The sequence below is a fragment of the Limnobacter sp. SAORIC-580 genome (genome assembly GCF_013004065.1).
Classification (GTDB): Bacteria; Pseudomonadota; Gammaproteobacteria; order Burkholderiales; family Burkholderiaceae_B; genus Limnobacter; species Limnobacter profundi.
In genome coordinates, this window is record NZ_CP053084.1 from 502,438 (window position 1) to 516,081 (window position 13,644).

General features: G+C 52.6%; 13 protein-coding genes. 9 read left to right on the forward strand and 4 right to left on the reverse strand.

Features of this window, described 5'->3' with window-relative positions:
- Nucleotides 1–30: 30 nt before the first annotated feature.
- The 7 genes from HKT17_RS02350 to HKT17_RS02380 all read left to right on the forward strand — a co-directional run bounded on the left by HKT17_RS02350 (nucleotide 31) and on the right by HKT17_RS02380 (nucleotide 7,556).
- Entirely contained in the window at nucleotides 31–1,869 is a 1,839-nt protein-coding gene (locus HKT17_RS02350) for an ABCB family ABC transporter ATP-binding protein/permease (protein ID WP_171097538.1), read from the forward strand.
- Nucleotides 1,850–2,761 (forward strand): LysR substrate-binding domain-containing protein, encoded by a 912-nt coding sequence (locus HKT17_RS02355; RefSeq protein WP_171097540.1) that lies wholly within the window; start codon nucleotides 1,850–1,852, stop codon nucleotides 2,759–2,761. Before HKT17_RS02350 ends, HKT17_RS02355 begins: the two co-directional genes overlap by 20 nt.
- A 136-nt stretch (nucleotides 2,762–2,897) precedes the next feature.
- Nucleotides 2,898–4,316 (forward strand): aspartate ammonia-lyase, encoded by a 1,419-nt coding sequence (aspA, locus tag HKT17_RS02360; RefSeq protein ID WP_171097542.1) that lies wholly within the window; start codon nucleotides 2,898–2,900, stop codon nucleotides 4,314–4,316.
- A gap of 77 nt (nucleotides 4,317–4,393) precedes the next feature.
- Nucleotides 4,394–5,293 (forward strand): transporter substrate-binding domain-containing protein, encoded by a 900-nt coding sequence (locus HKT17_RS02365; protein ID WP_171097544.1) that lies wholly within the window; start codon nucleotides 4,394–4,396, stop codon nucleotides 5,291–5,293.
- Between the two features lie 95 nt (nucleotides 5,294–5,388).
- A complete protein-coding gene (locus tag HKT17_RS02370) occupies nucleotides 5,389–6,129 on the forward strand; it encodes an amino acid ABC transporter permease (RefSeq protein ID WP_171097546.1) in 741 nt (246 codons plus the stop codon).
- The gene (locus HKT17_RS02375) at nucleotides 6,129–6,815 is read left to right on the forward strand and encodes an amino acid ABC transporter permease (RefSeq protein WP_171097548.1); all 687 of its coding nucleotides are present in this window, start codon (nucleotides 6,129–6,131) and stop codon (nucleotides 6,813–6,815) included. The genes HKT17_RS02370 and HKT17_RS02375 overlap by 1 nt, the downstream gene beginning before the upstream one ends.
- Nucleotides 6,816–6,827: 12 nt before the next feature.
- A complete protein-coding gene (locus HKT17_RS02380; RefSeq protein WP_171097550.1) occupies nucleotides 6,828–7,556 on the forward strand; it encodes an amino acid ABC transporter ATP-binding protein in 729 nt (242 codons plus the stop codon).
- Between the two features lie 99 nt (nucleotides 7,557–7,655).
- Here HKT17_RS02380 and HKT17_RS02385 read toward each other — a convergent pair whose 3' ends face one another.
- Nucleotides 7,656–8,462 (reverse strand): glycosyltransferase family 2 protein, encoded by an 807-nt coding sequence (locus tag HKT17_RS02385; RefSeq protein WP_171097552.1) that lies wholly within the window; start codon nucleotides 8,460–8,462, stop codon nucleotides 7,656–7,658.
- 86 nt (nucleotides 8,463–8,548) lie between these two features.
- Here HKT17_RS02385 and waaC point away from each other — a divergent pair, with 86 nt between their 5' ends.
- Nucleotides 8,549–9,514, forward strand: coding sequence for a lipopolysaccharide heptosyltransferase I (gene waaC / locus HKT17_RS02390; RefSeq protein WP_171097554.1), 966 nt, complete (start codon nucleotides 8,549–8,551; stop codon nucleotides 9,512–9,514).
- A 68-nt stretch (nucleotides 9,515–9,582) separates the two neighbouring features.
- Nucleotides 9,583–10,881 (forward strand): 3-deoxy-D-manno-octulosonic acid transferase, encoded by a 1,299-nt coding sequence (locus HKT17_RS02395; RefSeq protein ID WP_205882478.1) that lies wholly within the window; start codon nucleotides 9,583–9,585, stop codon nucleotides 10,879–10,881.
- Here the strand turns inward: HKT17_RS02395 and HKT17_RS02400 are convergent.
- From HKT17_RS02400 to HKT17_RS02410, 3 genes are read right to left on the reverse strand one after another with little or no spacing between them, the layout of a single operon-like run.
- A complete protein-coding gene (locus tag HKT17_RS02400) occupies nucleotides 10,859–12,256 on the reverse strand; it encodes a TolC family outer membrane protein (RefSeq protein WP_171097558.1) in 1,398 nt (465 codons plus the stop codon). The two genes, HKT17_RS02395 and HKT17_RS02400, sit on opposite strands and share 23 nt — an antisense overlap.
- A 13-nt stretch (nucleotides 12,257–12,269) precedes the next feature.
- A complete protein-coding gene (locus HKT17_RS02405) occupies nucleotides 12,270–12,938 on the reverse strand; it encodes a protein-L-isoaspartate O-methyltransferase family protein (RefSeq protein WP_171097560.1) in 669 nt (222 codons plus the stop codon).
- Between the two features lie 49 nt (nucleotides 12,939–12,987).
- Entirely contained in the window at nucleotides 12,988–13,641 is a 654-nt protein-coding gene (locus tag HKT17_RS02410; RefSeq protein ID WP_171097562.1) for a TetR/AcrR family transcriptional regulator, read from the reverse strand.
- Nucleotides 13,642–13,644 lie beyond the last annotated feature (3 nt).

A 13,644-nucleotide genomic window follows, 5' to 3' on the forward strand; every position in this document is an offset into this window, starting at 1 on the left:
CGCCTCTTTTTTTGTACCGAGAAGTATCGCATGCGCAGAACCGCACCGGTGGAATCCGCCCCGCCAAGACCCCGAAAACGAAGCGACTGGGGTACCATCGCCCAGCTTTTGCCCTACCTGTGGGAATACAAATGGCGGGTTGTTTTCGCCATTGCCTGTTTGGTGCTCGCCAAAGTCGCCAACATGGGCGTGCCTTTGGTGCTCAAGGAAATCATTGACGAGCTAACGCCGCTTTTGCAAAGCAACGCCTTGCTGGCCGCCGCCTCCATGCCAATGGTGTTGTTGGTGGCTTACGGCTTGTTGCGCCTGTCCACCACAGTGTTCACCGAACTGCGCGAATTCCTGTTTGCCCGGGTCACCCAAAATGCAGTCCGGGCCATTGCCATTCAGGTATTCGATTACCTGCACGCACTGTCGCTGCGGTTTCATTTAAATCGGCAAACGGGTGGGGTTACTCGCGACATCGAGCGTGGATCCCGGGCCATTTCGAGTCTCGTCAGCTATACCTTGTACAGCATTTTGCCCACGCTCATTGAGATTGTGCTGGTGGTGGGCTATTTGTTCATCAACTACGACATCTGGTTCTCGGTCATCACTGCGGTGGCACTGACCTTGTACATTTTCTTCACCGTAAAAATCACGGAATGGCGCCTGCATTTTCGCCGCACCATGAATGACCTCGACTCCAAGGCCAATGTGCGGGCGGTCGACTCGCTGATCAACTATGAAACCGTGAAGTATTTCGGCAACGAGCGTTTTGAGTCCGAGCGGTACAACAAAAGCATGGCGGCCTGGCAAGAGGCTGCCATTCGTTCACAAAAATCCCTCACCCTGTTGAACACCGGGCAAAGCGCAATCATCGCCATTGCAGTCACGCTGGTGTTGTGGCGCGCAACCGCCGGTGTGCTGGACGGATCAATGACCCTGGGTGATTTGGTGCTGGTGAACGCCTTCATGATTCAGTTGTATATTCCTCTGAATTTTTTGGGTGTCATTTACCGGGAAATCAAGCAAGCTTTGGCCGACATTGAACGCATGTTTGGCTTGATGGATGAAAACCTTGAAGTGAAAGACAAGCCCAATGCCCCCGAGCTCCAGGTGAGGGGCGGTGCCATAGAATTTCGCAACGTGAACTTTGGGTATGACGAGCGCCGTACGGTGCTTAAAAACATGTCGTTCACCGTGCCTGCTGGCCACACTGTGGCAGTGGTCGGGCACAGCGGTGCAGGCAAATCTACCTTGTCGCGCTTGCTGTATCGTTTCTACGAAGTCACCGACGGGGCGATTCTCATTGACGGGCAAGACATTCGGGAGGTGGCACAAACCTCATTGCGTAAAAATATTGGCATTGTTCCTCAAGACACTGTGTTGTTCAACGACACCATCGCCTACAACATTGCCTACGGCAGGCCTGATGCAACACAGGCGGAAATTGAGGCCGCAGCCAAGGCCGCGCACATTCACGAATTCATCGTGAATCAGCCCGATGGCTATAAAACCCAAGTGGGCGAGCGTGGGCTCAAGCTTTCTGGGGGAGAGAAGCAGCGCGTGGCCATTGCCCGCACCATCTTGAAAAACCCGGCGATTCTTATTTTCGACGAGGCCACTTCAGCGCTGGATTCCAAATCAGAACGCGCCATTCAGCAAGAACTGCAAATGCTGTCCCGCAACCGCACGACCTTGATTATTGCCCACCGTTTAAGCACGGTGGTGCATGCTCACCAAATTCTGGTGATTAGTCAGGGTGAGGTGATCGAAAGTGGCAGCCATGAATCACTACTTGACAAGAATGGTGAATACGCCCGAATGTGGCTGATTCAACAGCACAGTCAACCCAACGCGTCTGCCCATGGAAACCAAATGGCTTGAAGATTTCATCACGCTGGCCCAAACCAAGAACTTCTCAAAAGCGGCCAACTTGCGGTGCGTAACCCAGCCTGCTTTCTCGCGCCGAATTCAGGCGCTTGAAGGTTGGCTGGGCTGCGAATTGATTGACCGGGGTTCCTACCCCACACGCTTGAGTCCGCAAGGCGAGGTGTTTTACGAGCAGGCGCTCACCATGCTGGAGCAGATCCGCCAGGCCCGCACCATTGTTCGAGGTGGTAGTTTGCAAAGTCGCCAACCCATCCGGTTGGTGGTGCCGCACACTTTGGCCTGCAGCAAAGCGCCACATTGGGTGCGCAGTTTGAAAGCCAAGCTTGCCGATCGCCTGCCCGACCTGAGTTTTCAGCTCACTGCCAGCAATGTGCACGATGCGGTGCTGTACTTCACCGATGGCGCAAGTGACTTTCTGGTGTGCTACCACCACAGCCGGGAACCCATTGAACTCGACCCCAGCAAGTTTGAAGTGCGGGTGCTGGGCACGGAACGGTTTGCGCCCTACAGTGCGGCGAAGGCCGATGGCAGCCCAATTTACTCGCTAGACCCATTGGCCCCTTTGCCCGTGCCTTACCTCTCGTATTCCAAACATGCTTACCTGTCGAAAATGACTGACATTGCCATGGAGTCGGGCCCGCTGTTTCTGAAAAAGTCGCTGTTTGAAACGGATATGTCGGAAAGCTTGAAATCGATGTGCGAGGCTGGTTTGGGCGTGGCGTGGTTGCCGGAAAGCGCCGTGGCCACGGGTTCTGGTCTTTGCAAAATTCCCGGACCCTATTTCACCGACATGGAAGTTCGCCTGTATCGCCGCACGCATCGTGCAACTGAAAACTCGGTTGCCCACGAGCAGGTGGATTTGATTTGGCATTATTGGCCAGACTGATCACCCTCTGTGGATAACCCTTATTAGGGTTTCTTTGGATATGCGGGAATTGCATGGTTTAATGCTGATTAAGTATTGGAGTGCCGGCCACTAAAGATTTAGCATGGCCCACATTCAAAATTCATCAGGGGATGACATGGTCAAGCAGCACTCAGAGCATCGCGTGGAAAAAGATCTTCTTGGAGAAAAGAAGATTCCCGCTGAGGCCTACTGGGGAGTGCACACCAGCCGCGCCCTCGACAATTACCAAATTACCGGTTTTTCGCTTTACAACGCCCCTGAACTTATCAATGCACTGGCTGCGGTCAAATGGGCTGCTACCAAGGCCAATGCAGACCTGGACACTGTTCCCCACGATTTGGCCAAAGCCATCACCCAGGCTTGCAAGGAAATTCGAACCGGCAAACTTCATGATCAGTTCGTGGTAGACGTCATTCAGGGCGGGGCTGGCACTTCGACCAACATGAATGCCAACGAGGTGATTGCCAACCGTGCCATTGAAATTCTGGGCGGCAAAAAAGGCGATTACAAAATGGTGCACCCAATCGAGCATGTCAATGCCTCGCAAAGCACCAACGATGTGTATCCAACTGCGGTAAAAATCGGTCTGATCAACGCCATCTCGGGTCTGCTGGTCGCGATGGAAGAACTCAAAGAGGCTTTCGGCGAAAAAGCCTTTGAATTCCGGAAAATCCTGAAAATCGGCCGCACCCAGTTGCAGGATGCCGTGCCCATGACCCTGGGGCAGGAGTTTGCAACCTTCTCGGTCATGTTGGGCGAAGACATGGCACGCCTGCGCGAGGCGACCAGCTTGATTTCTGAAATCAATCTGGGTGCCACAGCCATTGGCACCGGCATCAACACCGACCCGGAATATGCCGCCCGCGCCCGCCATTATCTGGAAGAAATCACCCAGCTGGGCTTGGTTACTGCCGCGGACCTAGTCGAGGCCACTCAGGATACAGGCTCATTCGTTCAGCTTTCTGGCGTGCTCAAGCGCGTGGCCGTGAAGTTGTCCAAAATGTGCAACGATTTGCGCCTGTTGTCGTCAGGTCCCCAAGCCGGCTTGAATGAAATCAACTTGCCACCGCGCGCCGCTGGCTCGTCCATCATGCCGGGCAAGGTGAACCCGGTGATACCGGAAGTAGTGAACCAGGTGGCATTCGAAGTGATTGGAAACGACGTGACTGTGACCATGGCGGCCGAGGCCGGTCAGCTGCAATTGAACGCTTTTGAGCCCATTATTGCCTGGAGTTTGTTCAAGAGCATTTATCACTTAACCGCCGCCTGTAAAACCCTGAGCAAAAATTGCGTATTAGGGATTACCGCAAATGAGTCACTTTTGCGTCAAAGGGTCGAGGAATCAGCCAGTTTGGCTACCTCACTGAACCCTTACATAGGCTATGATCAAGCATCTGAGATTGCAAAAACTGCATTGAAAACCGGCCGGAAGGTTTCCGAGCTTGTTCTCGAAAAAGGCTTACTGTCAGAGCAGCAGTTGAATGAAATACTCAGACCCGAGGTTCTCACCCGTCCTCGGAGAATAAAACTTTAGTACCGCCACGAACCTGGTTCGTATGGCGCAGGGTGTATGCACAATTCGTGCTTAATTTTTTCATTCAAGGAGCAAAAATGAAAAGGAATCTCCTCGCAGCAGCGTTGGCCGTGGCCAGTGTAGCCGCTGTTCAGCCCGCAGTTGCCCAAGATCTCACGGGTACTTTGAAAAAGATTACCGAAACCAAAACCATCGTGGTGGGTTACCGTGAGTCCTCTGTTCCATTTTCATACCTGGACAACAACCAGAAGCCTATCGGCTACCACATGGACATGTGTAACAAGGTTGTTGATGCAGTCAAAGCCAAGTTGAAAATGCCAAATCTGAATGTGCAATTGCAACCGGTTACTTCTGCAAACCGCATTCCGCTGCTGCAAAACGGCACCATCGACATGGAATGTGGCTCTACAACCAATTCCGTGGCTCGTCAGGAACAGGTTTCTTTCGCAAACAGCACTTTCATTACCAGCGTAAAAGTGGTTGTGAAGAAAAGCAGTGGCATCAAGTCACTGGCCGATCTGGATGGACAGCCCATTGCAACAACTTCTGGCACCACGTCAGTTCAGTTGATCAAGCAAAACGAAAAGGGCGCAAACATCAACTTCAAGGAAATTTACGGCAAAGACCATGCTGAAAGCTTCTTGTTGGTGGCCAATGACCGTGCCAAGGCTTTTGTGATGGATGACATCCTGATTGCTGGTTTGGTTGCTCAAAGCAAGAACCCGGATGAGTTCATGTTCCTGCCAGAAATTTTGCGCACAGAACCCTACGGCATCATGCTGCGCAAGGACGATCCCCAGTTCAAGGCTTTGCTGGATGAAACTGTGAACAGCATGATCAAGTCTGGCGAAGCTGAGAAGCTGTACACCAAGTGGTTCATGAGCAAAATTCCACCCAAGGACGTGAACTTGAATTTCCCGATGTCTCCGCTGTTGAAGGAAGCATTTGCGAATCCAAACGACAAAGGCGTTAAATAAACAGCCCTAGTTAGTCACGGGCCGGCTGTGCGTTTTAAACGTGAGCCGGCCTTTTACTTGTATTGGCCGAGAATATTGACTCGGGAGTATCCAAAATGAATAGCGACCTGAATTGGCTGTTGTTTTTTCAGCCGATTGTGGAAGGTGAAACCCTGGTTTGGTGGGAAATGTTGTTTTCCGGCCTGCTGTGGACCCTTGCCACATCCGCAGTTGCAGGCGTCATTGCCTTCACTGTGGGTTCTTTGATGGGTGTTTTGCGCACAGCCTCCAGCAAACCTTTGGCGTTTCTGGGCAATGCGTATGTGGAAATTTTCCGCAACATCCCACTGATTGTCCAATTTTTTCTCTGGTATTTTGTGGTGCCAGAATTCATTCCGGCCCTGAAAGAATGGTCGATTGAGCAAGACCCCACCTTCGTGCAATTCCTGGCCTCTGTGGTTTGCCTTGGCTTGTTTACCGCGTCCCGGGTTGCCGAGCAGGTCAAGTCGGGCATCTTGTCGCTGTCGCGCGGGCAACGTGCTGCGGGTTACGCTTTGGGCTTGACCGAAGGGCAAACCTATCGCTTCGTGTTGTTGCCAATGGCCTACCGAATCATCGTCCCGCCCATGACCTCCGAGGCGATGAACCTGATTAAAAACTCATCGGTGGCATTAACCATTGGCCTGACTGAACTCACCTTCAGAACCCGTGAAATGGGTGAAGTCACCTTTGCGTTTTTTGAAGCCTACATTGCTGCCACTGTGTTGTACGTGATTGTGGCAATGACGGTGAATCGAGTCATGGCTTTGGTCGAGCGCCGAACTGCTGTGCCCGGTTACATCACGGGAGGTAAATAATGAACGACTTCGACTTCAGTGCAATCAGCACTTCATTGCCTTATCTCATGCAGGGTTTGACTTACACGGTGCAGCTTACCGTGGTGGCCTGCTTGGGCGGTATTTTCTTCGGTACGCTTTTGGCGCTGGCGCGTTTGTCCAGCATCAAGCCCTTGGCAATGATTGCAGCCGGTTACGTGAACCTGATGCGTTCCATTCCCCTGATTCTGGTGATCTTCTGGTTCTATTTTCTGGTGCCAGTGGTCTTGCAGTCTGTGATGGGGTACGAACGGCCTCCGCAAATTGGTCCCGACCGGTCTGCCTACATCACTTTCATCATGTTTGAAGCCGCATTTTTCTGCGAAATCATGCGGGCTGGTATTCAAAGTATTCCGAAGGGGCAGGTGGCTGCCGCGCAGGCACTTGGTTTGAATTACCGCTTGACCATGGCGAAAATTGTGTTGCCTCAGGCTTTCCGCAACATGCTTCCCGTGTTGTTGACCCAAACCATTATTTTGTTCCAAGACACATCATTGGTGTATGTACTTTCTGTCACCGACTTCCTGGGTGCCGCGTCGAAAATTGCGCAGCGCGACAGCGCCTTGGTTGAAATGTACACCTTCGTGGCCTTGGTTTATCTGGCGATCTGTTTCAGCATGTCCATGCTGGTCAAGGCGCTCCAGAAAAAAACTCAAATCATTCGATAACAGGAGAGCACTGTGATTGAAATCAATAAAGTAAGTAAGTGGTACGGCAGTTTCAAGGTGCTCACCAATTGCACAACCTCTGTTAAAAAAGGGGAAGTGGTGGTGGTGTGTGGCCCCTCCGGTTCGGGCAAGTCAACCTTGATTAAAACCGTGAACATGCTGGAGCCTTTTCAGGAAGGCACCATCACGGTAGATGGTGTCTCGGTGGGTGCCAAAGGCACTGATCTGCCCAAGTTGCGTTCACGCGTGGGCATGGTGTTTCAGAACTTTGAACTGTTCCCCCACTTGACCATCACCGAGAACCTGACCTTGGCGCAAATCAAGGTGTTGGGGCGCTCGAAGGAAGAGGCTGTTGCCAAAGGTTTGGGTTTATTGGACCGTGTAGGTTTGAAAGCACAGGCGGAAAAGTTTCCCGGACAATTGTCGGGTGGTCAGCAACAGCGCGTTGCGATTGCACGCGCTTTGTCGATGGACCCAATTTGCATGTTGTTTGATGAACCCACCTCAGCGCTCGATCCTGAAATGGTGAACGAGGTGCTGGATGTGATGGTGGAATTGGCCCAAGAAGGCATGACCATGATGTGCGTAACCCATGAAATGGGTTTTGCTCGCAAGGTTGCAGACCGGGTTATTTTCATGGACCAAGGCAATATTGTTGAAGACTGCACCAAAGAAGACTTTTTTGGTACACCACGCTCGGAGCGTGCGCAGTTGTTTCTCTCGAAAATTCTGGGTCACTGATCCGGAGTTCTGTGCTGCCAGGGCTTTGTGCGCTGGCAGCGTTTTGTTTCAATGCCGACTATTAACGTTGGAATTCTTTGAGCGCACGCCGCACCACAATCAGCGCTCACGTTTTTGCTGCATCAACTCTCGTGTCTTGGCGTATTTCAAGAAGCTGTTGAAGCACCCAATTGCAATGTGAACCAGCCCGGGCCAACCATCCAGAAAGCCCTTTCGCATCAGGTAGAACTTGATGAACCGCACTACCGGCGACAGCATCAGTTTTCCAAGCCCTGGCCATTTTCCGCGCGCAGCCAAGCTGTGTGCCTGAATACTGGTGTATCGGTTTTGCTTGGTCATGTAGCTTTCAAGGCTTTCTGCAGATTCATGCAGCAAGTCGCCTTCAAGCTTCTCAAAGCGGGCACCTGAGGAGCTGCTTTCTACTTTTTCATGGACTGCGTCATTGCTCCAGTTGGCCTTCTTTCGGTTGAACAAGCGGCGTGAATAGTCCGGGTAGCCTTCACCATGGCGAAGGTAACGACCCAAAAAAAAGTTGCAGCGGGGCATTTCAAACCCGGCAACATCGCTGGGTAAAAGGCCCTGTTCGGCTTGTTGAATGACCGCTCGAATAGTGCGCTCCAGCTCGGGCGTTACTCGTTCGTCTGCATCCAGGCAAAGTACCCAGTCGTAGGTGGCTTGGGCCACTGCAAACTGTTTTTGTGGTCCGAAGCCAAGCCAGTTTTGCTGCACAACACGTGCACCGAATTTTTCCGCAACTTCAACGGTGTTGTCTGTGCTGTTGGAATCGACCACCACCAGGTCACCACAAAATTGCAGGCTTTCAAGGGCTGCAGCAAGTTGTTTGCCGGCATTCAGGGTGATCAGCACGGCGGACAAGGCGATGCGGTTGTTGGCTGCTGTGTTCAAATTTATCGTTCCTTGGCTGAGCGGATTCGGAATGGCTACTCGCTTGCCGCTTACAATAATGCGGTTGCGATCAACCTAAGCGCTAGATGAAGCGTATCTTAATTGTTAAGACCACTTCCATGGGAGATGTCATTCATGCCTTGCCGGTTTTGAATGATATTCACGCCCAAGATCCATCCATCCAGATTGACTGGATGGTGGAGGAGCCGTTTGTGGACTTGGTGCGGGGCAGTCGCCATGTTCACGAGGTGGTGCCGGTCAACTTGCGCAAGTGGCGCAAGCAGGGAATTCGCTACACCTGGCAGCAATGGAAGTTGCTGAAAAGCAAACTGGCCGACAGGCAATACGACGCCATTGTTGATTTGCAGGGCCTGATCAAAAGCGCAGTGCTGGCGCGCGCCGCGAAGGGCACCCTAATGGGCCCTGGTTTTTCTTATGCCAAGGAAAGTCTGGCTTGCCTCTTTTATTCGAAACGTGCAGGCTGGGATCCACAAGCCCATGCGGTCGAGCGTCTGCGAGAGTTGGCAGCCGGGTTATTGGGCTACCGTTTGCTAGGCAAGCCGGTTTTTTATGACATCGCCCCGCAAAAAGTACTTCCCGCCATTCCAAGCGGTGCTGAAATCTGGTTTTTGCACGCCACGGCCCGCGATGAAAAAAAATGGCCAATTGTCAAATGGCGTGAATTGGCTCATCGATTTTCAGACCTCGGGTATGCGGTCAAACTGCCTTGGGGCAGCGACGCAGAACAACAGCAGGCAGAAAAAATAGCCACTGGCATAGCCCGGGTTGAGGTGCTGCCTCGAATGGCTTTGGGCGAATTGCGCCTTCGTCTGGAGAGGGCCGGCCTTGTAATTGGTGTGGACACCGGTATAACGCATTTGGCGGCTGCGCATTATTTACCCATGGTCGCTTTGTTTTTCGCCACGCCAGCGTGGCGATTCGCACCGCGCTTTAACCCACATGCCATCAGTTTGGGCGATGTAGGTCGAGAGCCTGCGGTGGGTGAAGTGTTCGAGGCGGCAACGCGTTTGCTACGGGGAAATAAACTTTGAGTGTGTCAGCTCGCATCTTTCTATGGCTTTACAGCCTGATTCTTTTTTTGTTTCAGCCAGTTTTAGCCTTGTATTTGCTCAAACGCGGTATTCGGCAGCCTGAATATCGTCAGGGCTGGGGCCAGCGTTTTTTGGCGAGCCTGCCTGAATTCAGATCTGTGCCCGGGGGGCAAAAGCGAATCTGGGTGCATGCTGTGTCAGTGGGCGAGGCCCATGCCATTTCCCCTTTGGTGCAGCATTGGGCCAAGGTTTATCCTCAACATGAATGGGCTGTTTCTTGCACCACACCCACGGGTTTGGCCACATGCCGCCAGCTTTATTCGACATTGAATCAGGTTCAATTTTTTTATCTACCTTACGATCTGCCTTATCTGGTTGCGCGCACACTCAAACAAGTGCGCGCGCATTCCCTGTGGGTGGTTGAAACAGAGCTGTGGCCCAATTTGCTGTTGGGGGCAGCCAAGGCCAAAGTGCACACTGCCTTGCTCAATGCCCGGGTTTCGCCCACCACTGGCAGACGATTGGCGCAACTAAGACAGTTGAGCCAGCCCGTGTTGCAAAGTGTTGGTACCTTGATTGCGCAAACACAGACCGATGCGGCTGTGTTCGAGAAACTTGGTCGACCTGTAGATGCGGTGTGTGGCAACCTGAAATTTGATGTAGCGCTGAAGCCTGAGTTGGCCACCACGGGGCGCGCCTGGAGAGAGGCTACCCAGGCTGAGCAGGTGGTGTTGTTTGCCAGCAGTCGGGAAGGGGAAGAGGCGTTGTTACTCGACGCCTTGAATCGATGTCAATTTTTCAAACGCATGCCCAAAGCCAGTGTGTGGATTGTGCCGCGTCACCCTCAGCGTTTTGATGAGGTGTTTGAATTGATGGCGGAGGCAGCCACACGGATGGGCGTTGCTCGTCCCGTACGTCGAAGTGCCTCTTTCAATGCAGGCAGCAATATTGCCTTGGCAGGTTTTGGGCAGGCCCGTTTGGTGTTGGGCGACTCCATGGGTGAAATGCCGGCCTATTACAGCGTGGCCGATCTGGCTTTGTTGGGCGGTTCCTGGTTACCTTTTGGCGGGCAAAACCTGATTGAGGCCTGCGCCTATGGTTGCCCGGTATGGATGGGGCCCAATACTTTTAATTTTGCCAAGGCCGCAGAGGATGCTCTGGCCGCGAAAGCGGCTCGCCGATTCGAACATTTGCTGGCGGCATGTGAATTTTACTTGAGCGGTTTTCACGGTTTTGATGAGGGCAAGAGAGCCGCTTTTGCTTATGCTCGGGGCCATCGTGGCGCAACCCAGCGCAGCTTCGATATACTGAACCAAGCAAGCCAGTTGCCAGCAGCTGGTCTGCTTACTGAACCAGTAACTGATTAATTTGCTGCACCGTTTCAGCATTCAATTGCCCGGCCACTGCTTGTAGTTCAAGCATATTGATCAGGCTGGTGTATTTGGCCTTTGAGAGGTCACGTTGCGTGGCATTGAACTGTTGCTGGGCGTTTAATACGTCGACATTGATCCGGATTCCCACCTCATAGGCGGTTTTATTCGATTGCAGGGCCAGTTCACTCGAGGCAAGTGCAGTTTCAAGTGCTTTCACCTGTGCAAGGCTGGTTTGAACGCCCAAGAATGCTGACTTCGCAGCCTGCGTGGCATTCCTGCCTGCCAGTTCTACATTGTTCATTGCTTTTTCCAGCAGTGCAGCTTGCTGGCGCACCTGGCTTTGAGTGCCACCACCGCTGAAAATCGGTATGTTCATCACCAAGCCAATTGTGGTGCTGTCAACTCCCAAGTCGAAGGGGCGCCCACTGTTGCCATCAAAAATCTGCTGCTCGGTTTCAACCATTTGGGCAGTCAGGTCAAGGGTAGGCAAGTGCCCATATTTGGCCTTGTTGCTCTCGCCTTTGGCAATCAATTTTGCAAGTCGCGCTTGCTGGGCTTTCAGGTTGTTGTTGCGGGCCTGCTCTGCCCAGGCCTCGGCGGTGTTTGGCGTAGGTGCTTTAAGTTGCGTTGTAGGTGCAAGTGTGGCCAGTTCATCCACCGAAAGGCCCACTATGGTTTCCAGTTGTAGCTTGCGTTGGGCCAACTGGTTCTGGGCAGCCAGTTCCTGGGCCACGGCCAGATCAAATCGGGCTTGTGCCTCTTGTTGATCGGTGACGGTGGCGCTGCCCACCTCAAAATTGGCTTTCGCCAAGGCCAATTGTTCAGTAATCGCCGTTTTTTGATCACGAATGCTGGCCAAGTCGTCTTGCGCGGTTAATAAATCGAAATATGCGCGAGTCAACCGCAAAACAAGTTCCTGTTCAGCTTGCTGAAAGCTGAGCTTGGCAACTTCTCCGCTCAATTGGCTTTGTTTGTAGGTTTCCCAGGCTTGAGGGCGAAACAGTGCCTGGTTCAGCACCAGGCTGTAGGTGCCGGGATTGCGGCTGGCGTCAATCGACATACCAAACGCATCGTAGGTGTTGTCTTGTTTTTCAATGCGTGCCCCAAAGTTGATATTGGGCAGCAAAGCTGAAAATGCCTGGTTTTCAGTTTCAAGGTCAGCCTGCAACTGCGAGGCTGCCGCCCGAAAGGTGGGGTCGTTTTGTTTGGCCAGGCTGTACAGCGTGAGCAGGTTTTGAGGGGTGGGGTTTTGAGCCCATGCCGAATTACTGAGCATTGAGTAACCCAGCAATCCCAGCAAAGTCATGAACAGCAAGTGCTTGAGGCCCGATTTCTGTCGCGTTGGCACGGGTTGATCGGGCTGGGTCATGAGTCCCTTGTCCTTAGAATACGAATTCGTTGGCCTTGGGTGCGTTGATTAACACCTTGGTCATGGTTTCAAACAAAGGTGTGGTAATCAGTTGGCCATCGCGCGACTTGCGGGCCAACACCAACTGCATGGCCGGTGCCTGACCAATCACGGCCATCAGGCGTCCAAGTGGGTTGACCGCTTCAAGCAAGCCGGCGGGCATGATGGGTGTGGAACCAGACAGCACGATGACGTCAAACTGGCCGAGCGTTGGCGCCAACTGGAATCCACAGCCTTCAAGCACTTTCACGCGGGTAATCCCGTTTTTTTTCAAGTTGCTGCGGGCCAGTTCGGCAATGGCCGGGTTCAACTCAATGGTGGTGACATGGGCACACTGTTGTGCCATCAGCGCAGCCATATAGCCCGTGCCAGTGCCAATTTCCAGCACCTTTTCATGCGTACCCAACTCAAGTTCCTGAAGAATGCGAGCTTCCATTTTTGGGCTGAACATGGCCTCGCCTGTGTCGGCGCCATTCACCCGGATCGGCAAGTCACAATCGGTGAAGGCTAGTTTTTCAAGCCCGGTACACACAAAATTCTCGCGTTTGATCATTTCAAGCAAATCAAGCACCTTCTGGTTCAACACGTTCCAAGGGCGGATTTGTTGTTCAATCATGTTGAAGCGGGCTTTCTCGAAGTCCATGGCGGGTTCTCGCGTGGGGATAATGGGTAACTCGCTATTTTAGCAAATTTTACGCAACACGCGATGTGTGCGGGCAGGTCAAACCATTCAGCACCATTTGAATGTGCGCTTCAATGTAGCGCATGGGGTTGGTTTCCACGCCGCAGCAACCATCCATGGTTCGTTTCCACAATCCAAGGGTAACCAGCGGTGCGCACAGCACTTGGGCAGCGTACTCGGTGTCAATGTCTGTGAATTCTCCGCGGGAAATGCCACGTTTCAGCACGGATTCAAGGTAGTCCCACCACGGGCGAACCACTTCGTCATAGAAAAAGCGAGCCAGCTCGGGAAATGCATTGGCCTCGGACAGTACAATTTTTGTGATGCTGCTTAATTTGGTAGAGCCGTATTTCAACCACCACAGGTGGATGGCTTCACGAATCAGTGTGGCCGAGCTTTTGTCGGGTTCCAGCAGGCTTTTTGCCTCTTCCACAATGGGTGAAACATGTTCTTTCACCACGGCTTTCAGTAGTTCTTCCTTGTTGGAGTAATACAGATAAACCGTGCCTTTGCTGACGCCTGCGCTTTTGGCCACGTCTTCAAGGCGGGCTCCAGCGAATCCTTTTTCGCTGAAAATGGTCAGTGCGGCATCGAGTAGTTCTTGTGGGCGCTCTTGTTTTCTACGCGTCCAACGGGGTTGAGCATTCGCCAGACATTGCTTCATAGG

Bases quoted from the DNA above. Each gene is read 5' to 3' on its own strand.
- HKT17_RS02350 (WP_171097538.1), top strand. From the start codon at position 31: ATGCGCAGAACCGCACCGGTGGAATCCGCCCCGCCAAGACCCCGAAAA.
- HKT17_RS02355 (WP_171097540.1), top strand. From the start codon at position 1,850: ATGGAAACCAAATGGCTTGAAGATTTCATCACGCTGGCCCAAACCAAG.
- aspA (WP_171097542.1), top strand. From the start codon at position 2,898: ATGGTCAAGCAGCACTCAGAGCATCGCGTGGAAAAAGATCTTCTTGGA.
- HKT17_RS02365 (WP_171097544.1), top strand. From the start codon at position 4,394: ATGAAAAGGAATCTCCTCGCAGCAGCGTTGGCCGTGGCCAGTGTAGCC.
- HKT17_RS02370 (WP_171097546.1), top strand. From the start codon at position 5,389: ATGAATAGCGACCTGAATTGGCTGTTGTTTTTTCAGCCGATTGTGGAA.
- HKT17_RS02375 (WP_171097548.1), top strand. From the start codon at position 6,129: ATGAACGACTTCGACTTCAGTGCAATCAGCACTTCATTGCCTTATCTC.
- waaC (WP_171097554.1), top strand. From the start codon at position 8,549: ATGAAGCGTATCTTAATTGTTAAGACCACTTCCATGGGAGATGTCATT.
- HKT17_RS02400 (WP_171097558.1), bottom strand. From the start codon at position 12,256: ATGACCCAGCCCGATCAACCCGTGCCAACGCGACAGAAATCGGGCCTC.
- HKT17_RS02405 (WP_171097560.1), bottom strand. From the start codon at position 12,938: ATGGACTTCGAGAAAGCCCGCTTCAACATGATTGAACAACAAATCCGC.
- HKT17_RS02410 (WP_171097562.1), bottom strand. From the start codon at position 13,641: ATGAAGCAATGTCTGGCGAATGCTCAACCCCGTTGGACGCGTAGAAAA.